Annotated in this window: 21 protein-coding genes, 1 tRNA gene and 1 pseudogene; 16 read left to right on the top strand and 7 right to left on the bottom strand. The window is 67.0% G+C overall.

Features of this window, described 5'->3' with window-relative positions; all coding sequences use genetic code 11:
* Positions 1-91: 91 nt before the first annotated feature.
* The 4 genes and pseudogenes from ACIGKQ_RS24475 to ACIGKQ_RS24460 form a co-directional block, all read left to right on the top strand.
* Positions 92-373 (top strand): annotated as a pseudogene (locus tag ACIGKQ_RS24475) (glyoxalase/bleomycin resistance/dioxygenase family protein); the annotation flags it as partial.
* A gap of 91 nt (positions 374-464) precedes the next feature.
* The gene (locus ACIGKQ_RS24470; protein ID WP_235726237.1) at positions 465-827 is read left to right on the top strand and encodes a metalloregulator ArsR/SmtB family transcription factor; all 363 of its coding nucleotides are present in this window, start codon (positions 465-467) and stop codon (positions 825-827) included.
* Positions 824-1,912 carry an ACR3 family arsenite efflux transporter gene (arsB, locus tag ACIGKQ_RS24465; protein ID WP_266060143.1) on the top strand — a complete coding sequence of 363 codons (1,089 nt, stop codon included), beginning with the start codon at positions 824-826 and terminating at the stop codon, positions 1,910-1,912. The genes ACIGKQ_RS24470 and arsB overlap by 4 nt, the downstream gene beginning before the upstream one ends.
* Positions 1,909-2,325, top strand: a complete 417-nt coding sequence (locus ACIGKQ_RS24460) for a low molecular weight phosphatase family protein (protein ID WP_235726236.1) — start codon at positions 1,909-1,911, stop codon at positions 2,323-2,325. The genes arsB and ACIGKQ_RS24460 overlap by 4 nt, the downstream gene beginning before the upstream one ends.
* An 899-nt stretch (positions 2,326-3,224) precedes the next feature.
* Here ACIGKQ_RS24460 and merB read toward each other — a convergent pair.
* From merB to merA, 3 genes are read right to left on the bottom strand one after another with little or no spacing between them, the layout of a single operon-like run.
* Complete coding sequence (gene merB / locus ACIGKQ_RS24455) at positions 3,225-3,866, bottom strand: organomercurial lyase MerB (RefSeq protein ID WP_005179592.1); 642 nt, start codon at positions 3,864-3,866, stop codon at positions 3,225-3,227.
* Positions 3,808-4,359, bottom strand: coding sequence for a MerR family transcriptional regulator (locus tag ACIGKQ_RS24450; protein WP_005179589.1), 552 nt, complete (start codon positions 4,357-4,359; stop codon positions 3,808-3,810). The genes merB and ACIGKQ_RS24450 overlap by 59 nt, the downstream gene beginning before the upstream one ends.
* Positions 4,360-4,383: 24 nt before the next feature.
* Positions 4,384-5,820, bottom strand: coding sequence for a mercury(II) reductase (gene merA, locus ACIGKQ_RS24445; protein WP_007240196.1), 1,437 nt, complete (start codon positions 5,818-5,820; stop codon positions 4,384-4,386).
* 124 nt (positions 5,821-5,944) lie between these two features.
* On the opposite strand from merA, the gene ACIGKQ_RS24440 reads away from it, so the two are divergent.
* Positions 5,945-6,322 (top strand): helix-turn-helix transcriptional regulator, encoded by a 378-nt coding sequence (locus ACIGKQ_RS24440; protein WP_005179587.1) that lies wholly within the window; start codon positions 5,945-5,947, stop codon positions 6,320-6,322.
* A gap of 611 nt (positions 6,323-6,933) precedes the next feature.
* Here ACIGKQ_RS24440 and ACIGKQ_RS24435 read toward each other — a convergent pair.
* Positions 6,934-7,155, bottom strand: a complete 222-nt coding sequence (locus tag ACIGKQ_RS24435; protein ID WP_005179582.1) for a hypothetical protein — start codon at positions 7,153-7,155, stop codon at positions 6,934-6,936.
* Between the two features lie 135 nt (positions 7,156-7,290).
* Complete coding sequence (locus ACIGKQ_RS24430; RefSeq protein WP_007240197.1) at positions 7,291-9,453, bottom strand: MMPL family transporter; 2,163 nt, start codon at positions 9,451-9,453, stop codon at positions 7,291-7,293.
* A 208-nt stretch (positions 9,454-9,661) separates the two neighbouring features.
* Between ACIGKQ_RS24430 and ACIGKQ_RS24425 the strand changes: the two genes are divergently transcribed.
* The 6 genes from ACIGKQ_RS24425 (at position 9,662) to ACIGKQ_RS24400 (ending at position 15,530) form a co-directional block, all read left to right on the top strand.
* Positions 9,662-10,051: a helix-turn-helix transcriptional regulator gene (locus ACIGKQ_RS24425; protein WP_005179570.1), complete on the top strand. Its 390-nt coding sequence runs from the start codon at positions 9,662-9,664 to the stop codon at positions 10,049-10,051.
* Entirely contained in the window at positions 10,048-12,012 is a 1,965-nt protein-coding gene (locus ACIGKQ_RS24420; protein ID WP_006902503.1) for a cation-translocating P-type ATPase, read from the top strand. Before ACIGKQ_RS24425 ends, ACIGKQ_RS24420 begins: the two co-directional genes overlap by 4 nt.
* The gene (gene lspA, locus ACIGKQ_RS24415; RefSeq protein ID WP_005179567.1) at positions 12,009-12,539 is read left to right on the top strand and encodes a signal peptidase II; all 531 of its coding nucleotides are present in this window, start codon (positions 12,009-12,011) and stop codon (positions 12,537-12,539) included. Before ACIGKQ_RS24420 ends, lspA begins: the two co-directional genes overlap by 4 nt.
* On the top strand, positions 12,490-14,067 hold the full coding sequence (locus ACIGKQ_RS24410) for a DHA2 family efflux MFS transporter permease subunit (protein ID WP_005179563.1): 1,578 nt from the start codon (positions 12,490-12,492) through the stop codon (positions 14,065-14,067). The genes lspA and ACIGKQ_RS24410 overlap by 50 nt, the downstream gene beginning before the upstream one ends.
* Before the next feature lie 93 nt (positions 14,068-14,160).
* Positions 14,161-14,751, top strand: coding sequence for a cadmium resistance transporter (locus ACIGKQ_RS24405; RefSeq protein ID WP_005179560.1), 591 nt, complete (start codon positions 14,161-14,163; stop codon positions 14,749-14,751).
* 308 nt (positions 14,752-15,059) lie between these two features.
* Complete coding sequence (locus tag ACIGKQ_RS24400) at positions 15,060-15,530, top strand: hypothetical protein (protein WP_235726235.1); 471 nt, start codon at positions 15,060-15,062, stop codon at positions 15,528-15,530.
* Positions 15,531-15,673: 143 nt separating this feature from the next.
* Here ACIGKQ_RS24400 and ACIGKQ_RS24395 read toward each other — a convergent pair whose 3' ends face one another.
* Positions 15,674-16,231, bottom strand: coding sequence for a hypothetical protein (locus tag ACIGKQ_RS24395; RefSeq protein WP_005179554.1), 558 nt, complete (start codon positions 16,229-16,231; stop codon positions 15,674-15,676).
* 837 nt (positions 16,232-17,068) lie between these two features.
* Between ACIGKQ_RS24395 and ACIGKQ_RS24390 the strand changes: the two genes are divergently transcribed.
* The 5 genes from ACIGKQ_RS24390 to ACIGKQ_RS24370 all read left to right on the top strand — a co-directional run bounded on the left by ACIGKQ_RS24390 (position 17,069) and on the right by ACIGKQ_RS24370 (position 19,455).
* Positions 17,069-17,779, top strand: a complete 711-nt coding sequence (locus tag ACIGKQ_RS24390) for a helix-turn-helix domain-containing protein (RefSeq protein WP_229742889.1) — start codon at positions 17,069-17,071, stop codon at positions 17,777-17,779.
* Positions 17,776-17,964 carry a hypothetical protein gene (locus tag ACIGKQ_RS24385; RefSeq protein ID WP_005179548.1) on the top strand — a complete coding sequence of 63 codons (189 nt, stop codon included), beginning with the start codon at positions 17,776-17,778 and terminating at the stop codon, positions 17,962-17,964. Before ACIGKQ_RS24390 ends, ACIGKQ_RS24385 begins: the two co-directional genes overlap by 4 nt.
* Positions 17,965-18,021: 57 nt before the next feature.
* Positions 18,022-18,711 (top strand): helicase associated domain-containing protein, encoded by a 690-nt coding sequence (locus tag ACIGKQ_RS24380; protein WP_005179533.1) that lies wholly within the window; start codon positions 18,022-18,024, stop codon positions 18,709-18,711.
* A complete protein-coding gene (locus ACIGKQ_RS24375; protein ID WP_005179528.1) occupies positions 18,711-19,379 on the top strand; it encodes a helicase associated domain-containing protein in 669 nt (222 codons plus the stop codon). Before ACIGKQ_RS24380 ends, ACIGKQ_RS24375 begins: the two co-directional genes overlap by 1 nt.
* Positions 19,334-19,455: transfer RNA gene (locus ACIGKQ_RS24370), tRNA-Leu, on the top strand. The genes ACIGKQ_RS24375 and ACIGKQ_RS24370 overlap by 46 nt, the downstream gene beginning before the upstream one ends.
* A gap of 472 nt (positions 19,456-19,927) precedes the next feature.
* Here the strand turns inward: ACIGKQ_RS24370 and ACIGKQ_RS24365 are convergent.
* A complete protein-coding gene (locus ACIGKQ_RS24365; RefSeq protein WP_005179525.1) occupies positions 19,928-20,140 on the bottom strand; it encodes a hypothetical protein in 213 nt (70 codons plus the stop codon).
* Positions 20,141-20,619: the final 479 nt, after the last annotated feature.

Raw genomic sequence — 20,619 nt, 5'->3', positions numbered from 1 at the left:
GCCGCAGAGCGATTTCTAGGGCGGTGTCGTCATCGAGAGGGGCCGCCGACACGGGCGCACAGCAGATCGGGGCACTGATGTCGACCATCGGCAGGTCCACTCCAGCGAGACCGTGCATGGCGAGATTGCCCGCCTCGCAGGCGAAGGGCTGTTCACTGAGGAGCAGATCAACACCACCTGCTGCTTCGCTACCCAGGACAAGGTGTGGGTCGGTGCCCCCGACGGCGAACGCTGGGAGGTCTACACAGTCCTGGCCGACTCCAATACGTTCGGCGAGGCCCCTGCCCTCGCCTCGGAGGGCTCTGACCTCGGCCTGACGCAGGATTCGCAAGGCTCGTCGGCGTGCTGCACACCGGCCTCCTCGTGCTGTTGACGCCGGGTTAACCCGTCCCGGGGAGGGCGCCGCCCAACTGGGCGGCGCCCTTCGTGTTGCGGACCATATAGATATACGTCAATATTGATGTATGTCTAAGCCGCTGGGGATTGAGACCTCGCCAGTACGGTGCTCGCCGCTAGTGCGTGAGCCGTTGACACCTGAACAGTCGGTACAGGCGACCGTGGTGTTCAAGGCACTCGCCGATCCGGTACGATTGCAGCTATTCAGTCTGATCGCCAGTCACGACGGCGGCCAGGCGTGCGTGTGCGACATCTCGCCAGCGGTCGATGTCTCGCAGCCGACGGTCTCGCATCACTTGAAAGTCCTGCGAACCGCCGGGCTCCTCGAGTCCGAGCGGCGCGGATCGTGGATGCACTACCGGGTCGTTCCGGACGCCCTCGACGCCGTCGCCGCAATCGTGGCGCCTCTGACTGCGCAGGCCACGGCGTGAGCGTCCAGACGTCCAGCCGCAGCGTTGCCGGAAAGTTGTCGACGCTCGATCGGTTCCTTCCGGTGTGGATCGGGTTGTCGATGGTCGCCGGGCTGCTACTCGGCCGCCTAATACCCGGCCTGAACACCGCTATCGACAAGATCCAGGTCGACGGGATCTCACTGCCGATCGCACTCGGGTTGCTGATCATGATGTACCCGGTGCTGGCGAAGGTCCGCTACGACCGCCTCGACACCGTCACCGGCGATCGACGCCTGCTGATCGGATCGCTGGTATTGAACTGGGTCGTCGGCCCGGCACTGATGTTCGCTCTCGCCTGGCTACTTCTGCCCGACCTCCCCGAATACCGCACCGGTCTGATCATTGTCGGCCTCGCCCGCTGCATCGCGATGGTGATCATCTGGAACGACCTCGCCTGCGGTGATCGCGAGGCCGCCGCCGTGCTGGTGGCAATCAACTCGGTGTTCCAGGTCGTGATGTTCGCTGTGCTCGGCTGGTTCTACCTATCCGTGATGCCCGGCTGGCTGGGTTTGGAGCAGACCACTATCGATGCCTCGCCGTGGCAGATCGCGAAATCGGTGTTGATATTCCTGGGCATCCCCCTACTCGCCGGATACCTGAGCCGCAGAATCGGGGAACGCAGCCGCGGCCATGACTGGTACGAGGAGACCTTCCTACCTCGGATCGGGCCGTGGGCCCTCTACGGGCTGCTGTTCACGATCGTGCTGCTGTTCAGCCTGCAAGGCGACCAGATCACCTCCCGCCCCGGCGACGTCGCCCGCATTGCATTGCCACTGCTGGCGTACTTCGCGATCATGTGGGGCGGCGGTTACCTCCTCGGCACCTTCCTTTGCCTGGGCTATGAGCGCACTACTACCCTCGCATTCACCGCCGCAGGCAACAACTTCGAGCTGGCGATCGCCGTCGCGATCGGCACCTACGGCGCCACCTCCGGCCAAGCCTTGGCCGGCGTCGTCGGACCACTCATCGAAGTCCCGGTCCTGGTCGCCCTGGTCTACGTCTCCCTCGCACTCCGACACCGTTTCACCCCCAGCGCTCGGCCCACCGACAGGGACTTGCCATGACGCCGTCCGTGTTGTTCGTCTGCGTCAAGAACGGCGGCAAGTCCGTGATGGCTGAAGGCCTCCTACGACAAGCCGCAGGCAACGCGATCGAGGTTCACTCAGCCGGCACTCGCCCCGGCACTGCGGTCAACACACTCTCCGCTCAAGCGCTTTCCGAAGTCGGCGTCGACATCACAGGCCATACCCCGGCCGGAATCGACCCAGCCTTACTCGCCCGCGTCGACAAGGTCATCACCCTGGGACGCGAAGCGGTCGTCGACGTCCCCGGCGTCACCGTCATCAACTGGGACACCGACGAGCCCTCCGAACGCGGCATCGACGGCATCGACCGAATGCGCCTCGTCCGCGACGACATCACCGCCCGCGCACACAAGCTCACCACTGAACTACTTCATAAACGATCGTCTGAATAGACGACCGAAGAGTCGCCAACGCGCGGCCCGATCTGGCAGCTATACGCACGAAGTCAATACGCAGGGTATTCAGTAAGCCCCTGCATATTGCATCAGATGCAACACGTGGCCTGAGATCCGTCATTTGGATGTCAGTTGGCGACCTGGGGATTCGTCACTCGTGTCAGTAGCGCTCGTCACCGGAGTCATCTACCCGTGCGTATCTCGAGCGCGCACCGCCACCCTGACTCTCGATCTGTAGATCAGCGGATGCCTTCGGCCGCCAGGCCCTCGCGCTGCTGGGTGGCGTCGATGCTGAATGCGCCGCCGTGGATCAGCTCACCGAGGCCACTACCGAGGCATTCCAGCAGTACCCCGACTACGCGGTGATCACCAGTTTTCCTGGCCTGGCTGACCTCTCCGGCGCTCGGGTGCTCGGCGAGATCGGCGACGACCGCGAGCGGTTCACCGACGCCCGTTCGCTGAAGGACCTACGCCGGTTCTGTGCTGATCACGCGGGCCTCCGGGCGCAGCATCTCGATTACCCGCCGCGTGGTGAAGAACAACCGACTCAACGCTGCAGGATTCCTTTGGGCGTTCGCCGCGATGGCGAAAGCCGGCGCACCCCAAGACCATTAACGCCGAGGACGCGACCGCGGCGATCGGCACGCCGCTGCGCTTCGGCACCTCTTCGACCGCTTGCTCGGGCAGCTCCACTACTGCTTGCAAACCGGTCAGCACTACGACCCGATCAAGGCGTTCGGGCCCGCTCAGGACGCGTCCTTCGAGATCGCGGCTTGACCTCTTGGTGTGATCGGAGGTCTTCTTCGGCGCGTTCAAGACCGATATCGACGCCGAACTCGCCCAGCTCGGCCCGACCGGGTACCGGCCCTTGTGGGTGCGCGACACCCTGTTCTGAGTCAGCAGCACGGCGCCTCGCCGGCCGGGTCGATGAGCGCCTCGGCCAGTGGGCGTGCGAGCTGGGTGTAGGCGTCGGCGACCGGTAGCACGGTCATCCCAGGATGCTCGGATCGCCACTGCTCGGCGGCGTCGGGAGTGGCCAGGAACATCTGCGGATTGCAGCAGGTGGCGCGGACCTGCCCGCCCCGGATCCCGGCGGGGTCGACGAAGGCCACCATCGCGGCGGCCGGTTGCAGGTCGGTGACTCCCGTGACTGGATCGACGGTCAATCGCACGGCGCTGACGGTAACCGGGCACTCGGATTCGACGTGTGCGCTCGCCCCGATCACGGCGGGGAAGACGAGCGTGTCGGGCGCACACCAGGTGTAGAGCTGATGGCCTGCGACGGTGAATCGGTGCGGGGTCGGATTCAGGGTCAATCCCCACCCGAGGACCCGGCCCTGCTCGTCGTATTCGATGTCGGCGCCGATCGGTGTCTCTTCGAGATCTCCGGCGTCGACACCGGCTGCGGCCGCCAACTCCGTGACGGTGACCGGCGCTCCGTGGGCCAGCAGCCGCAGCGCGGCCCGCAGCAGCGCCCGGTCACGGTCGGCTGGTGCGATCGTGGCGAAAACGTCGGCGGGAATGGAGTCGGTGCTCATGAGAGTCAGCCTTTCCGAGAATGCGTCGGGTGCGATGTCGATGACGGTAGGGTCTGCCCCCGGGGGCAGAGTCAAGCCCGCGTCGGGCATCGGCACGGACCTCGGTCCAGCACACATCGTCGGCGGCCCACCGCGCACGGTGGATGCTGGTGAAGTCGTCGATGCGGTCGAGGATCTGCTGGGCGTCGCTGATCCGGCGGTGCAGCCGCTGTCGCGACCGCTCCAGTAGCTCGGCCAGACGCGCGCCGACCGCTCCGTCTCCACTATCGACGGCGTCATCGGTGAGCTGGCAGATCTCGGCGATGGTGAGCCCAAGCCCGCGCAGCTCGCCGATGAACCGCACACACCACAGTGCGTCATCGGTGTACAGGCGGTAGCCGGCCGCGCTGCGCCCCAGGGTGTGGATGAGCCCGAGGTCGGTGTATTCACGCAACGCCTTCACCCTCACCCCGGTCCGCGCCGACAACACGCCGATCGTCATGTGCCCGTTCATCTCGGCCTTTCCTGGAGGAGATCGTCAGCCTGCGCAGCAGGACAGTTTCGTCACGTCGGTGGTGAAGGTCTGGGCGGTCAGTTTCAACGCTTCGGCCATGGTCAGATACGGCGCCCAGCTGTGGGCGAGCCGGTCGACGGTCATACCCGCGGTCATCGCGTATCCGGCGGCGGTGATCAGGTCTCCGGCACCCTCGGCCAGCGCGTGCACGCCCAAGATCCGGCCGGTATCGGCGTCGGCGACGATCTTGGCCAGGCCACGGGTATCGCGATTGACCAGCGCCCGCGCCACACTCGACAACGCCAGCGTCCGGCACCGGCACCGGTATCCGGCCGTCACCGCCTCGGCCTCGGTGAGCCCCACGGCGGCGATGGCGGGGCTGGTGAACGTCAGCCGCGGCACTGTGGCGTAGTCCAGGACCCGATCCGCGTCGGCGAACGCGTTGTCGGCCACCAGCGTTCCCTGCGCGGCGGCCACATACACGAACTGCGGGCCCCCGGCCACGTCCCCGGCCGCCCAGATCCGGGCATTGTCGGTGCGCTGACGGTCATCGACGATCACCGCGCCGCGCCCGTCGACACCGACCCCGACCGCCTCCAGGCCCAGCCCCGCGGTGTTCGGGCGGCGACCGGTCGCGACCAACACGTGTTCGGCCCGCAGCTCGCTGACCCCGGCCCGAGTGCGCACGCTCACCAGCTTGTGGCCGCCACCGGCCAGGACCTTCTCGACGGTGGCCGCGGTCAACACGGCGATATGCTCATCGGCGAAGACAGCCTCGATCGCGGCCGAGATTTCCGGTTCCTCGCCCGGCGCCAGCCGCCCCAGGGCCTCGATCACCGTCACCCGGGTGCCGAGGCGGGCGAACAACTGGGCTTGTTCGAGCCCGACAGTGTTGCCGCCGATCACGATCAGCGACTCCGGGAGCCGCTTCAGGTCCATGGCGGTGGTCGAGGTCAGATACCCGGCCTCGACCAGACCGTCGATCGGCGGGATCCACGGCGTCGCACCGGTCGCGATCAGGTAATGGCCAGCCTCGATCACCCGGGTCCCGCCGTCGTTCGCTCCGACCCGCAACCCCGGCGCCGCACTCGTGCCGTCGAACACTGCCGTGCCGGAGACGATCTCCCACCCGTACTCGCCCGCCAGCTCGATGTACTTGTTTGCCCGCAGCTGCGCGACCAGCGCGTCCTTACCGGCGATCAGGCCCGGAAAATCCAGCGGCACCGCAGCGGCACCCAGGCCGGGAAACCGGTCGGCGGCGGCTGCGGCGTGGCGGGCCTCCGCGGCGGCCAGCAACGTCTTCGACGGCACACACCCGACGTTCACGCAGGTGCCACCGACGGTGTCGCGCTCGATCATCACCACGGACCTGCCGTGGCCGACCGCGGCGATAGCGGCGGCGAACGCCGCCGAACCGGACCCGACGATCGCCAGATCCGGACGGGATTGTGTCGTGGCCACGCCTGCCTCCTGAGGGGTTGAGCAACCGCGTCGCCAGCCAACGGCTGCTATTCGCATTGACGAATACCTACAGGGCTCATACTATGCGCTTAAGCGAATAGTTCAAGTGGTGTGGAGGTGCCCCATGTCCCGGTCCACGACCGCCGTGCCCGGCGACGAGCTGGCGTGCACACATCTGGATACGACGGCGAAGTTCTTTCGCGCCCTGTCGGATCCGACCCGGTTGAAGCTGCTGGAATACATCCTCGCCGGCGAACGCACCTCGGCCGACTGCGTCGCCCACGCCGGCATCTCCCAGCCGCGGGTGTCGGTGCACCTGTCGTGTCTGGCCGATTGCGGATACATCGTCGCGCGCCGCGACGGCAAGAAGCTGCGGTACACGGTCGGAGACCCGCGCGTGGCCGAACTGGTGCTGCTCGCCCGGTTGCTCGCGGCCGACAACGCCGCCGCCCTGACGTGCTGCACCCGCATCGACCAGGTACCGGACGGTGACCGGACATGAACGCCCTCGACAGCCCTCACGTCTCGGCAGCCGCTCACCGTCGGCGGGTTCACCGCGGCTGGGACTGGGTGTCAAGCTCGCCGAGGTCGATGCCGAGCTCGCCGAACTCACCGCGGTCCGGCGACACCCTGGCCGCCGCGCTGGCGGCCGGACGCGAAGACCTGCTCGAGCGCAGCGAATCCCCCTGCTGCCCTGCCCATCGACACCGAACCCAGCGCCAGGCAGCGGTGGCTCGGCGAGCTGCGGGGGAGGCCGTTGTGGCTGCTGCGACCTAGACACGCCGCTGGCGGGCTTGCATCGGGACCGCGGCACTGCTGCCTGGGCTGTTGCGCGGTGGTGCCCCGCTGCTGATCGCGGCCGTAGCACTGAGCAGCGGCACGCTGCTGGTGAGCCTGTCATGGCTCCAACCGCTCGGATTCGCCCATCGGACTCGGGCTCCTCGGACTGATCTGGTCCCGCCAATGACTCGCGCCCGCGGCTGCGATGAGGGCTGCGCAGCCACACCTTCCGGCGACGCGGGCACTCCGGCCCGCACCACCGCCGCGACCTGGCTCAGGCCGTCACCGAGTTTGGCGCCTGCGAGGCCACCACGGTGATCAGCACCGTAGCCATCAACGGCGCCATCGCCGGTGCTCACCGCGCGCCGAGACCCGCTGCCCGGTCCCGGCGCGCGGTACACCTGGGGTGAGCCACGCCAGCGTCAGTGGGATGACGATCAACACGAGGAACGCTTCCAGGAACGGTCCGGCCTCCACGAACTCGGCCAGATCCGACGTAGAGCCGCAGCTGGTGGCAGGGACACCGCTCCGCCGCGCCAGCTGGGTAATACGCATCATCACCACCCCGCGACCCTGAACCTTCGACTCGACTCGAAGGTCAGACCGGCCGTGACGGTTGCCCCCGAGGGCGGTGTGGCCCCGGCGGCCGGTCCCGTGTCCGCGACGAATCAACCTGGTCTGATCGCCGCGCTACTCAGCGGCGGCCCGTGGTGCGCGAGTGTTGGGTGGGCGAAACCTGAGGGCGGGCAGCCACCAGTTCCAGCCGCCGAGCAGGCGCATGAGGGCGGGGACGAGGACGAGGCGGATGAGGACGGCGTCGATGGCGACGGCGACGGCAAGGGCGAGTCCGAGTTGTTTGAGTTCGAGGATGTCGGCGGTGAGGAAGCTTGCGAAGATGGCGATCATGATCGCGGCGGCCGCGGTGATGGGGCGTGCGGTGTGGGTGAGCCCGGCCGCGACGGCGCGCTGGTTGTCGCCGCTGGCGTCCCAGTATTCGCGGATGCGACGAATCAGGAACACCTCGTAGTCCATCGAGAGCCCGAACAGTAGCGCGAACACCACGGTGGGTAGGTAGACCTGCACGAATCCGGGGCTGGTGAAGTCGAGGACGTTCTCGCCCAGACCCCACTGGAACACCGCGACGGTGATACCGAGGGCGGCGCCGGTGGCGAGCAGGTTCATCGCGATGGCCTTGAGGGGTAAGGCGATACTGCGGAAAGCGGCGATGAGGAAGACCAGCGAGGCGGTCAGCACCAGGGCTACGACCAGCGGAAGTTTGGTGGTCATTTCGTCGGAGAGATCGACGAATTCGGCGGTGCTGCCGCCGATGCGGATCTCGGCTCCGGCTGCGCCGGCGGCTGTGTTGCGCAGGTCGCGGACGAGGTCGGTGGCGGCCATCGAGTCGAAGGTGACCGAGGGGATCGCCATCGCGAGCATTCGACCGTCATTGAGCTGGGCGGGCAGGACGGTGTCGATGCGGGCGTCGCCGTCGATCTCGGTCAGGAATCGGTTGACCCGTGCTTCGGCGTCTGCGGTGAGTGGGGTGTCGCTGGGGCCGGTGGCGATGATCTCGACCGGGGAGAGTGCTCCGGGCGGGAAGTTGGTGTTCAATGCGGTGCTGGCGCGTCCGGTCGGGGTGTCGTCGAGGGCGGTGGTGCCCATGTCGAGGCCGTAGCGGATCCCGAATACCGGCAGCGCGGCGAGGACCAGCACCGCTGCGGCCGCGGTGCCGAAGAGGACGGGTCGGCGCATGACGAGATACGCCCAGCGCGCCCAGCGGCCACCGAGAACGCCGGGAGCGTCGGTGGCGCTGTCGGCAGGGCGCCAGCGGGCCGGGAGACTACCGCGGTTGACAGCCGGGCCCAAGGCGGCGAGCAGGGCGGGTAGCAGGGTGACGGCGACGGTGAGCATACTGGTGACGGCGGTGGCGACGCCGATGGCGATGCCACGGAAGATCGGTGCCTGGATGATGATCAACGCGCACAGCGAGATCATCACCACCAAGCCCGAGACCAGAATCGTTTTGCCTGCTGTGGCGAGGGAGCGACCGACGGCGCCGCTGATCGCGGCATGGTCTGGCCCGGTGTGGTGGGTGAGTTCTTCGCGGAAGCGGCTGACGATGAACATCGCGTAGTCGATACCGACGCCGAGGCCCACCATGGTGGCCATGGCCACGGTCAGCGAATCGAACGCGGTCACAGCAGTGAGGGTGAACAACACTCCGACCGCGGTCAGCATCCCGGCGATGGCCACTGCGATCGGGACCGCCGCTGCGGCCAGGGCGCCGAGGGCGAGGACGAGCAGGACCAGCGCGACCGGGATGCCGATTGCCTCGGCGCGGGCCAGGTCGGCGTTCTGCAGTTCGGTGGCCGCGTTCTGTACCGCCGAGTACCCGGTGACCCCTACGTCGATGGAATCGTCGCCGGTGGTGGCGATGGCGTCTTGCAGGTCGCGCGCGACTTTCGCGCGTTCGGCCATGTCGCCGTCCATGCCGGCGAGCGCGATCGCGACGTGACCGTCGGCCGAGATCTGGGATCCGGGCAGCCCGTCGTAGGGGCCGACGACGTCGACCACGCCCTCGACCGCGGTGGCGGCGGTGATCGTGCGAGCCACCGCTGCACGGAACTCGGCGTCGGTGGCGGTGACCGCGCCAGACTGCAGCACGATGACCGCCTGTTCCGTACCGAACTGCGGGAAGTGCCGGGCAACCAGGCGATCCACCTCGGTGGACTCCGAGCCCTCGACACCGAAATCCATCGCACCGAGCCGGTTCTCGAGCAGCGGGTAGGCCACCGCGCACACCACCAGCAGCAGTCCCCAGACCGCCAGGACCGCACGTCTGCGCCGGGCCATCAGAACGCCCCACCGATATAGCACTCCGGGCGAGCCCGGCGGCGATGGTTGCTGAGGCGAGTTCTCGACGACGGCGGACTTCTGCTGGTTCACGCGTTCTCCCTCCGTAGCGACCACGAATTGATCGCCATATCACGATGTAATCGTTGAAACGAGATTAATCACACTCTCACTCGATATCAATAGCTTTCGCCGCTATCATCGCTTTATGGCGATTAATGATGGCGGGGGTTGCCTCGTCGAGACGCAGGGGTTGGATCCGGCGGTGGCCCTGTTCCACAGCCTCTCCGATGCGACACGGTTGGCGATCGTGCACCGGCTGGCGTGCGGGGAAGCGCGGGTCTTGGACCTGATGGCCGGGCTCGGACTGGCTCAGTCAACGGTATCGGCGCACGTAGCGTGCCTGCGCGACTGCGGGCTGGTCGTGGGCCGCCCGCAAGGGCGGCAGGTGTTCTACAGCCTGGCCCGCCCGGAGTTGATGGACCTACTCGCCTCGGCAGAGACCTTGCTCGCGGCGACAGGCAATGCGGTGGCGTTGTGCCCGAACTACGGCACCGACTCCACCACCGAGACGGAGAGCGCGGAGGTACGAGCATGAGCGACGCATGCGGCTGCGGCCACGACGAACCCGCCGGTGACGGCGAGGCCGAGGAACGCGAACCCGAAAAGCTCTGGGAAGTCAGTGAACTGCGCGCCGCCGCGGTCGCCGGAGTGCTGCTGGTCGCGGCACTGATCGTCGGCTGGACCGGCGGCCCACGCGCCGTCGAGTTGGGGTTGGAGATCGCCGCACTGCTCGTCGGTGCATACACCTTCGTCCCCTCCACGCTCAAACGGCTGGCCAAGGGCAAGATCGGTGTCGGCACGCTGATGACGATCGCCGCGATCGGCGCGGTGATCCTCGGCGAGGTCGGCGAAGCCGCCATGCTGGCGTTCCTGTTCTCCATCAGCGAGGGCCTCGAGGAGTACGCGGTCGCGCGCACCCGCCGCGGGCTGCGCGCCCTGTTGAACCTGGTACCGGACCGGGCCACCGTGCTACGCGACGGCACCGAAACCGTCATCGCCCCTGCCGAGCTGCGCGTCGGGGATCGGATGCTGGTGCGCCCCGGTGAGCGGGTCGCGACCGACGGGGTGATCGTCGACGGGCGTAGCGCGCTGGATGTTTCGGCGATCACCGGCGAATCGGTACCGGTAGAAGCCGGGCCGGGCGCGGAGGTGTTCGCCGGGGCGATCAACGGCACCGGTGTGCTGACCGTCGAGGTCACCACGACCGCCGAGGACAACTCCCTGGCACGGATCGTGCGGATCGTGGAGGCCGAGCAGGCCCGCAAGGGCGACGCTCAACGCTTGGCCGACAAGATCGCCAAACCGCTGGTGCCCGGCATCATGATCGCCGCCACAGCCATCGCGGTGATTGGCGCGCTCTTCGGGGATCCGGTCACCTGGATCGAACGTGCGCTGGTGGTGCTGGTCGCCGCCTCACCGTGCGCGCTGGCGATCTCGGTGCCGGTGACCGTGGTCGCCGCGATCGGTGCGGCGAGCAAGCTGGGTGTGCTGGTCAAGGGCGGTGCCGCACTCGAGGCGATGGGCCGGGTGCGCGAGGTCGCGCTGGACAAGACCGGCACGCTGACGGCGAACAAGCCTGCCGTCGTCGAGATCGCCGCCACCGGCGGTGTGCACGGGGACCGGGTGCTGGCGGTCGCGGCCGCGCTGGAATCGCGCAGTGAACATCCCCTCGCCCGCGCCATCCTCGCCGCCGTCGACACCGTCACTCCCGCCACCGACGTCGAGGCGGTCACCGGTGCCGGGTTGACCGGCCGCGTCGACGGACGCCGGGCGCGGCTGGGCCGTCCGGGCTGGATCGAACCGGGTGTTCTGGCCGCCGATGTGGAACGGATGCAGCACGCGGGGGCGACCGCGGTGCTGATCGAGCTCGACGGCCAGGTGATCGGTGCGATCGCTGTGCGCGACGAACTGCGGCCCGAGGCACACGAGGTCATCGACCGATTGCACGCGCTGGGAATCCGGGTCTCGATGCTCACCGGTGACAACGCCCGCACCGCCGCCGCTCTGGCCGCTGAGGCGGGGATCGAGGACGTGCACGCGGATCTGCGCCCGGAGGACAAGGCCCACATCGTGGGCGAACTGCGCAGCGACCGGTTCACCGCGATGGTCGGCGACGGCGTCAACGACGCCCCCGCACTGGCAACCGCCGACCTCGGTGTGGCGATGGGCGCGATGGGCACCGATGTCGCTATCGAAACCGCGGATGTGGCGTTGATGGGTGAGGACCTGCGGCACCTGCCGCGGGCTCTCGAGCACGCTCGTCGGGCTCGCCGGATCATGTTGCAAAACGTCGGTTTGTCGTTGGGGTTGATCACGATCTTGATCCCGCTCGCGCTGTTCGGGATTCTCGGGTTGGCGGCGGTGGTGCTGGTGCACGAACTCGCCGAGATCGTCGTCATCGCCAACGGTGTCCGCGCCGGACGCACCAAACCCCTGGCCTCGCTGACCGATTCGGCGGCAAAGCCCGCACCGGTACTGGCCGGAGCGCCCGCGTGACCGCCACCGCGTCGTCTGCTCCCACCGTGTCGCGGTGGGGGCGGCGACTGCGGTGGGTCGCTGCCGCGGCCGCGCTGGCCGGTATCGACCTCACGCTCAAAGCGTGGGCGCAGACCACGCTGGCCGGGGCCCCGATCGAGGCGGGTCCGGTGGACCTTAAGTTGGCGTTCAACCCGGGAGCGGCGTTCTCGATCGCCGCCGACGCACCGAGCTGGGTGATGCTCACGCTCACCACGGTGATCACCACCGCGGTCGCGGTCGGCGGATGGGTGGTCGCGCCGCGCGCGAACCTGCTCACCCGCGTCGCGCTCGCCGCGATCCTGGGCGGTGCCGCCGCCAACGTCATCGACCGGGCCCCCGACGGTGTGGTCACCGACTACCTGCACACCGGCTGGTGGCCCACCTTCAACCTCGCCGACACCTTCATCGTGCTCGGCGCGACCGCCCTCATCATCGCCACTCTGATCGGAAACTCCGATGAGCGAGAACCACTCTCACCCGAACACCACGCCGACGACCGGGACTGAGCCGGGCCCGTCACGTCGGTGGGCAGGGCTGGCGGCGCTGGTCGTCGCCCTGCTCACCGTCGGGCTGGACCTGATGGTTCTCAACGTCGCCCTGCCCACCCTGGCCCAAGACCTCGGCGCGAGCACCACCCAGTTGCAGTGGATCGTCAACGCCTACACCCTGGTCTTCGCCGCGCTCATGCTGCCCGCCGGCGGCTTCGGTGACCGCTACGGTCGCAAACGGCTGCTGCTGATAGGTTTGGTCGCCTTCGTCGCCGCCTCGGCCTGGGCCGCTTTCAGCGGGTCCACCGGCTCGCTGATCGCCGCCCGCGCGGTCATGGGCATCGGGGCCGCGATCATCGTGCCGCTGTCGCTGGGGATCCTGCCGACCCTGTTCGGCCCCGACCAGCGTCGCCGCGCGATCGCGGTGTGGGTCGGTGCACTGGGTGTCGGGTTGCCGCTGGGGCCGATCGTCGGTGGCTGGCTGCTGCAGCATTTCTGGTGGGGCTCGGTGTTTCTGATCAACGTCCCGGTCGGTGTCGCCGCCCTGGTTGCCTGTGTGGTGCTGTTGCCCGAATCGGTCGACCCGCATGCACCGGCGTTGGACTGGCTCGGGATCCTCACCGCCGTGCCCGGTACGGCGGCGCTGGTATTCGGCATCATCCAGGCTCCCGCGTACGGGTGGACCGATCCCGTCGTGCTCGCGGCTCTGGCGGCCGGTGTGTGGCTGATCGCGGGATTTCTGGTGTGGGAAAGCCGTGCCCGCGACCCATTGGTCGATCTGGCACTGTTCACCAATCCGGCCTTCACCTGGCCCACCCTGGCCGCAACCGCGGGCACCTTCACCCTGGTCGGCGTGCTGTTCGTGCTGCCGCAATACCTGCAGATACTGCGCTACCACGACGCCTTCGGCACCGGCCTGCGCTTGGTGCCTCTGGTGCTGGCGATCATCGTCGCCGCAGCCGCTGTGGACAAGATCGTGACCCGACTCGGCGCCAAAATCCCGATCGCCACCGGCATGGTGATCGCCGCGGCCGGATTCGTGCTCGCATCCCGCATCACCGTCGACTCCGGCTACGGCTTCGTCGCGGTGTGCCTGGCGACCGTGGGCCTGGGAGCCGGGCTGGCGTTGGCGCCGGCTGTCGACGCGGTCATGGCGAGCCTGCCCGAGCATCGCAGCGCCGCAGGAGCTGGGTTGCTGATGGCCATTCGACAGGTCGGTGCCGCGTTCAGCGTCGCGATCCTGGGCACCCTGCTCACCGTCGTTTACACCCGCGACCTCGACCCCCACCTGAGCGGCCTGCCCGAACCAGTGGTCAGCGCGGCGCGTGACAACATCGCCGGAGCGCAACTTGCCGCGACCCAGATTCCCGGCCCAGCGGGCGCCGATCTGGCCGCGTCCAGCGCCCACGCCTACAGCCACGCCATGTCCGCAGTGTTCCTTGCCAGCGCCGCCATCAGCGCACTACTGGCCGCGGCCATCGCCGCCAAACTCCCCAACCACACTCCTGCGCCCGCGCCGACATCACCGGCGCGTGATCGAAACTGAAATAGCCACTCCCATGACAGCGGCTACGGCACGCGACACAACTGCGTGTCAGCCGAGCAGCAGTGCACTCCCAGAGAAAGGGCATCCGCCGGAATGGTTACCTCGATCCTGCAGGCCATCGGACTCTTCCTGGTGACCAACATCGACGACATCATCGTGCTTTCGCTGTTCTTCGCCCGCGGCGCGGGAACCCGCGGAACAACGGCCGCCATCGCGACCGGACAATATCTCGGTTTCGGAGCGATCCTCGCCGCGTCGGTCCTCGTAGCGCTGGGAGTCACGGCGCTGCTGCCCGAAGAAGCCATCGCCTACTTCGGGCTCATTCCTCTGCTGCTCGGTCTGCTCGCCGCCTGGAGAGCATGGCGCAACAACGGCGACGACGATGAACGGTTCGAGGGCAAGAAGGTCGCGGTCTGGACGGTGGCGGCGGTGACCTTCGCCAACGGCGGCGACAACATCGGCGTCTACGTCCCGGTCTTCGCGACCGTGGGTACAGCGGCGATCGTCGCCTACTCGGTCGTGTTCCTGCTCTTGGTCGCCGTGCTGGTGTTCACCGCGAAGTTCCTCACCACCCGCAAGGCCATCGCCGAGATCTTGGAACGGTGGGAACACATCCTGTTCCCGCTCGTGCTGATCGTTCTCGGAATCGTCATCCTCGTCAGCGGCGGCGCATTCGGCCTCTGACCGTCGTCCCGGTCTGCACGGCCCAGATCACGGAGGACAGCGGCGATCGGCTCCAAAGAATGAAGTGCTATTCGAGGCCGTAACCGGTAGACAGCCGTCCTTCGGTTGGTCCATGGTTGTGCTCAGGGGCGCTGCACCGTTGTGGCACTACTACCACTGTGGCACTACTACCATCGACGTAGTTCAAGGCCTCCGGCAACGTGGGGCTTCTACCGCGCCTAGCGGGGTCGCTCGTGCAAACGCTTTAGTCGGGCGCTGTCATCGTTGCGAACTGTTTCCGCCCCAGGTCCGTGAGTCACGGGTCCACCATGGTCGACGGCGTGGACTACGAGGTCGTCGAGATCGGCCGGCGGCCGAACGATGATCGTCGTCGGCCGTCGGCCGAGATTGTCGGCTGGTTGTTGCGGTGCGATTGCGCCAGCCGGTCCAGTTCCGCGGTGTCGACCTGGACCGATCCGGTGCAGTGGGCGCGGGTGCCCTCAGCGTCCCTCGAGGACCTCGCCCGGCATCGCGTGTTCGCCCCCGACAGCGACGTCGATGCCGACGATCGGCCTGAGGTCGCGGAGGCCGCACGCGCGGTGTGGCAGCGTGACCATCTCGACCCTCTCGATGTCGAGGCCGAGATCCGCGCCGCCGCGGATGCCCGCAGGGAGGCTGACGCGCGACTCGACGTCGCGGTGGCTAGGGCTCGCCGTTTGGGCCGGTCATGGGCTGACATCGGGGCAGCGGCCGGGATGACACGGCAGTCGGCGAACGAGCGCTGGAGGGACAGGGTGTGACAAGCCTTCACGGCGTCGGGCGTGGGTGGCGTGTAGCCACGTAGTGAGGCTACAATCGGAGCCGTAGCCAGCCCATTGCGGTGGGTTTGGAAGTGAGCCACAGGATTACTCGCCGGACGACGAGGCCTGTGGCTCGCGGTCTTTTAGGGGCCGATGGTGTGTATTTCGACTCCGGCGCCGAGTATGTCGAGGTAGTCCCCGCGGCCGCAGCGATGTTGCACGACGGCGCCGCACACGATATCGGCAACCCACAGGGCCGGTTCGTTACGACCGACAGCATGATCGATCCGCAGTGTCGAGGCCACGGCGCGTTGCGCGCGGAGCTTTTGCAGCATGTCCATATCGCTGGCGTCCTGTTGACCGCGTGATTCGAGAGTGATCGTGGAGCACGGCATATCAGCGAGATGTGGGAGTAGGAACTCCATACACTTTCGTCGGTGTCGCCGATCCGAGGAGTCCTTGTCAACGTGCACAACAACGAACCCGGTCAGAGGGAGCTGCGCGACCGCAGTGACGAGCTCAGTTCGGCGTTGTTCGCTGCTGCCGTGCCAGTGCACTTTAGGCTCGGCTAGGCGTAGAGCTTCCATCCTGTGACGGAGGGCGTCTACGTCTTCTTCATCGCACAGGGCGGCCGACATCAAGTACGCGCCGGGGTCCATGTCCGGCCGCGACCCGCTTTCGTCGGCCCAGGCTGTCAGCATGGGGAACAACCTTATGCGAGGGGTCCGACGCGGCCTGAAAACGTCGAGACGGCTACCGGACGTGACGACGCCACTTCTGCGGCAACCGACCGTCGAGGGAGGGCGGCAGAGCGCACCGGAGACGGGTTTACGACTTACGCGAGCCGGTCGACCCGTCCTCCGGTCTGGTCGGCGTGCGCCTGGGCCTGGGCCTGGGCCTCGTCGAGCTCATCAGCGGTGTAGTACGGAGCTCCCGGCGGGTTGGCCGGGTGGCCGCCCGCACGATGAGGGCCAGGTCGCCAGCTCGACGCGGCCGCGTTGCCGAGGTTCCCACCGCAACACGATCCCGCCGCCTCTACATCAGCTACGGATCGGCGACCGGCTCCTCGCACTGATAGCGAGTCGCGAAGCGCACCGCCGGACGCCTACATGCCCAATCCGCCGGGTTACCAACGCCGGATCGACAGAAATCTGAGATCACCTCAATGGTCTTGTCGCGAAACAAGCGACTACGCGTATCTGCAAAATCGAGGTGTGGCATCTCGCATCAGCGTCGCATAAGTGTCGCACTTAGCATCGCACTAAGTATCGCATTCCCTATGAGATGGAACGGCACCGCAATCGGCAGGCTTCCGATCCGGATTCGATAGGTTCCCGTTTCGTGGCAAGCTGACGCTCATGGACAAGCAAAATCCGGCGTCTGGATCTGGCACGGTCCCCTCGCCTCCCCCACCCGCACCGAGCCCAGGTGCGACGCGGGAGAAGTTGCTCTCTTGGTCGCCGCGCAGGTACTCAGTCAACCGGTTTGTCCTCGTCCAACAGCCTGATGAGACGAAGCCGCGGCCGAGCACGGTGGGCGTGCTGACGAAGGGTCGGCATCACCGCGCGCTGGTCCTCTATCTGCTGCTGCTGACGTGGTGGCCGTGGCTCTCCTTGCGACACACTCCGCTGGCGGCCGAGGTGTGGGTTCGCGCACTGACCGCGGAGGGGCCGGGGACAGCGAACGCGCTCACCTGGTCGCCGTCTACGTTGTCGCGAACGTGGGGCGAGCTCGAGGAACTGGGACTGGTCGAACGTAAAAGGGAAGGGCGACTGACCCGCATCGTCCCGCGTCGCGAGGACGGGAAGGACGACTACGTTGCACCGGCTGGTCAGAAGAAGGATTGGTACAACGCCTACTTCACCCTCCCTCATGAGTTCTGGACAGAGCAGCACTTCGCGACGCTGAGTCCTGCCGCCCTCGCGGTGCTGCTGATCGTCTTGAAGGAGACAACGAAGAAGCCTGACGTCGAGCTCCTCCGGGAGAAGATGCAGGACTGGTACGGGATCTCAGGCAAGACGGTGACAAAGGGTATCCAGGAGCTGATGGCCGCTGGCCTGATAGAGGAGCGACTGCGGTGGGAGGAAGACCTGTCCGCGAAGCTCGGGTACGTCAAGCATCACCACTATGGGTTGACGGGTGTTTTCAGCACCGAGGAGAGGGCGGCGCGACGACGCGTAGCGCGGCGCAAGCGCAGGTTGAACGAACGCAAGAAGTCCAAAAAGGCTGCCCAGGAGGCGAAATCATGACTGCGAGCACACCGCCACCGTGGCCGCCGCACACGTGGTCGAAGTACGCATGGAAAACGATCGGCCAGGCGATGCGGTCGACGGCCACAACCGTCCGTTTCGTGGCGATCTTGGCAGCGATCTTCGTGCTGCCCAGCGTTGCCGCTGCGATCTCGTTCGTGATCGTCCGTTCCGTGTACTTCTAGGACTGGAACCGATGACGCTGATCCGGGGTGCTGATCGAGTGAGCTGGAGAGCTTCGAATGAGTAGTTATGAGGAGCGGTTCGAGGCCGGGCTCGCGCATCTGCATCGCTACGTCGCCGCGCACGGTTCGAGCTCGCCGCCGCACGGTTCGACGATCGACGGATTTCTGATCGGGAGTTGGGTCGGCAGCCGGCGCACCGAGTACCGCAGGGGCCGGTTATCGGCCGAGCGGATCCGCCGTATCGAGACCGAGTTCCCGGACTGGCGGTGGAACGTACGGGAGGCGATGTTCGACGTCGGCCTGGCGCATCTGCGCCGCTACGTCGCCACCCATGGGACGAGCCGCGTGGGTTACGACGAGGTGGTCGACGGATTCCCGTTGGGGCAGTGGACGAGGGATCGTCGCGCCGACTTCCGCACAGGCCGACTGTCTGCGGAGCGGATCGAGGTGTTTGAGCGCGAATTCCCTGACTGGCAATGGACCCCTCAGACCGCAGTATTCGCGGCCGCGTTCGAGACCGGGATCGGGCACCTGCATCGGTATGTCGCCGCGCACGGCACCCCCAACGCCCCCCGGCGTGATGTGATCGACGGATTCCCGATCGGCACCTGGATCCAGAGCCGCCGCGCCGACTACCGCAAAGGCCGGTTGTCGGCCGAGCGGATCCGCCGTATCGAGACCGAGTTCCCGGACTGGCAGTGGACCATCCGAACCAGCTCGACTCAGGGCACGATCGGTGGCCTGTAATGGGTGGTCCTGATGACCGACGGTTCGAGGTCGGGCTCGCGCATCTGCATCGCTACGTCGCCGCACAGGGTTCGAGCTCTCCCCCGCGCGGCGCAAGGATCGACGGGTTCCCGATCGACGTGTGGGTGGCCAGCAGACGCACCGACTACCGCAAGGGCCGACTGTCGGCCGAGCGGATCGAACGGCTCGCGACCGAGTTCCCGGACTGGCAGTGGAGTGTGCGCGACGCGCAGTTCGACGTCGGCCTGGCGCATCTGCGCCGCTACGTCGCCGCACATGGGACGAGCACCGTGAGTCAGCATGAGGTGTTCGACGGATTCGCCCTCGGACAGTGGGTGACGAATCGTCGCGCCGACTACCGCAAAGGCCGACTGTCGGCGGAGCGGATCGAGGTGTTTGAGCGCGAGTTTCCTGACTGGCAGTGGTCGCCTCAGGCCACGGCGGCGGCCGCCGCATTCGAGGTCGGGATCGCGCACCTGCATCGGTATGTCGCCGCGCACGGCACCAGCAACGCCCGAAATCGGGCGGTGATCGAAGGATTCGCGATCGGACAGTGGGTCGCCAACCGCCGCGCCGACTACCGTAGAGGTCAGCTCGCCACCGAGCGGATCCGCCGCATCGAGGCCGAGTTCCCGGACTGGCAGTGGACCGCACAACGCCGCTCCTGATCCGACATACGGCGCGCGGTGAGGCAACGGATTCAAAACCCGTCCAGTGTCAGTTCGAGTCTGACCGGGGGCACCAGGGCCCTCGCAGGCAAGCGCACATCGCTCGCACCAAATTCTCCTGGGAAACCTATTGATCTCCGGCATGTGACGTGCTAAGTTTCACATCCCTCTTTCTATGAGGGCTTCCCTCCAACTCTGAGGGTCTGATTGTGGTCACAGGTCCAGGCGGAGCTATATCCGCACCCAGGGCCCACGTGGTTCAGCCACTCAGACCTTCGGAAGGGGGTGAAAATGGAAGCGATGGTCATCCTCGGGATCATCCAGATCCTCATCGCAACAGCCCATCTCGTTGTAGACATCCTCAGCTAGCCCCAGCGAGGGGGCCGGGCACTCGCCCGGCCCCTCGCCTCGCCTGGCGGCATCCTTCGTGGAAAGGCTTGCGTACCGACAAAACCCCGGGCTGCGAATCGCCCACCTGCACAACGCAACCACGATGGCCCTGTGGCAACCGACCCGCCGGGGAGGGCGGCAGCGCAGCGCCAGCGGAGTCAGCTCGTGGCTTCCCCGAGTCGTTCGACCTGTCCGCCAACCTCGTCGGCGTACGCCTGAGCCTCGGTCGCCTCATTGTCGGTGTAGACCCGGACGTCTGCCGGCCTACCGGCCGGCCGCACGATCAACGTCAGCTCCCCTATCGCGACGCGACCGCGTTTAGGTGCGACGCGATTGGTGGGCCCGGCCCCGGCATCGTTGTTCTCGGTCATCGCTCGGCGGCGTCCTGTCTCGGTTGCAGCGCCTCGGGCGGCACCCACATGGTGATCGTGGCCGAGGAGACGCGGTTGGCGCTCTCGACTGGCATCTGACATATCCCGCGCCAGAGGCCGTTTGAAGTTTGGAGCCACGCTAAGAGAAGCGCGTTCATGGTGGGTTCGATCCGGGCACCGGATGCGCGGACTCGCAGTGACACTCCCCCACCGGCGGCATACGAGCGTCCGCAGGACGGGTCAGCGATCGCCATGTCGATCAGCACGGGCCTCGGTGGGTCGACCACGCGTAGTGTTCGGGTGTCGGGCCAGTGGTCGAACATGCCATCAGTGTCATCTCGCAAGACATCGGTGACAGTTCTGCATCAGGCCATAGGTGACAGAGTGAGGGGTCTTGGTGGTGACACTTCTTCATTTGGTTTCCGCCACGCACCGCTATGTGCCTTGCGTTGCGTGGCGCGGTTGCCGATGAGGGGGGG

This window comes from Gordonia sp. NPDC062954, from assembly GCF_044543825.1.
Lineage (GTDB): Bacteria > Actinomycetota > Actinomycetes > Mycobacteriales > Mycobacteriaceae > Gordonia > Gordonia tangerina.
This window is presented reverse-complemented; position numbering and strand designations above follow the sequence as displayed.

What these genes read in the sequence shown, in the direction of transcription:
- ACIGKQ_RS24470 (WP_235726237.1), top strand. Translation starts at nt 465, where the DNA reads ATGTCTAAGCCGCTGGGGATTGAGACCTCGCCAGTACGGTGCTCGCCG.
- ACIGKQ_RS24460 (WP_235726236.1), top strand. Translation starts at nt 1,909, where the DNA reads ATGACGCCGTCCGTGTTGTTCGTCTGCGTCAAGAACGGCGGCAAGTCC.
- merB (WP_005179592.1), bottom strand. Translation starts at nt 3,866, where the DNA reads ATGAGCACCGACTCCATTCCCGCCGACGTTTTCGCCACGATCGCACCA.
- ACIGKQ_RS24450 (WP_005179589.1), bottom strand. Translation starts at nt 4,359, where the DNA reads ATGAACGGGCACATGACGATCGGCGTGTTGTCGGCGCGGACCGGGGTG.
- ACIGKQ_RS24440 (WP_005179587.1), top strand. Translation starts at nt 5,945, where the DNA reads ATGTCCCGGTCCACGACCGCCGTGCCCGGCGACGAGCTGGCGTGCACA.
- ACIGKQ_RS24435 (WP_005179582.1), bottom strand. Translation starts at nt 7,155, where the DNA reads ATGCGTATTACCCAGCTGGCGCGGCGGAGCGGTGTCCCTGCCACCAGC.
- ACIGKQ_RS24430 (WP_007240197.1), bottom strand. Translation starts at nt 9,453, where the DNA reads ATGGCCCGGCGCAGACGTGCGGTCCTGGCGGTCTGGGGACTGCTGCTG.
- ACIGKQ_RS24425 (WP_005179570.1), top strand. Translation starts at nt 9,662, where the DNA reads ATGGCGATTAATGATGGCGGGGGTTGCCTCGTCGAGACGCAGGGGTTG.
- ACIGKQ_RS24420 (WP_006902503.1), top strand. Translation starts at nt 10,048, where the DNA reads ATGAGCGACGCATGCGGCTGCGGCCACGACGAACCCGCCGGTGACGGC.
- ACIGKQ_RS24410 (WP_005179563.1), top strand. Translation starts at nt 12,490, where the DNA reads ATGAGCGAGAACCACTCTCACCCGAACACCACGCCGACGACCGGGACT.
- ACIGKQ_RS24405 (WP_005179560.1), top strand. Translation starts at nt 14,161, where the DNA reads ATGGTTACCTCGATCCTGCAGGCCATCGGACTCTTCCTGGTGACCAAC.
- ACIGKQ_RS24400 (WP_235726235.1), top strand. Translation starts at nt 15,060, where the DNA reads ATGGTCGACGGCGTGGACTACGAGGTCGTCGAGATCGGCCGGCGGCCG.
- ACIGKQ_RS24395 (WP_005179554.1), bottom strand. Translation starts at nt 16,231, where the DNA reads ATGCTGACAGCCTGGGCCGACGAAAGCGGGTCGCGGCCGGACATGGAC.
- ACIGKQ_RS24385 (WP_005179548.1), top strand. Translation starts at nt 17,776, where the DNA reads ATGACTGCGAGCACACCGCCACCGTGGCCGCCGCACACGTGGTCGAAG.
- ACIGKQ_RS24380 (WP_005179533.1), top strand. Translation starts at nt 18,022, where the DNA reads ATGAGTAGTTATGAGGAGCGGTTCGAGGCCGGGCTCGCGCATCTGCAT.
- ACIGKQ_RS24375 (WP_005179528.1), top strand. Translation starts at nt 18,711, where the DNA reads ATGGGTGGTCCTGATGACCGACGGTTCGAGGTCGGGCTCGCGCATCTG.
- ACIGKQ_RS24365 (WP_005179525.1), bottom strand. Translation starts at nt 20,140, where the DNA reads ATGACCGAGAACAACGATGCCGGGGCCGGGCCCACCAATCGCGTCGCA.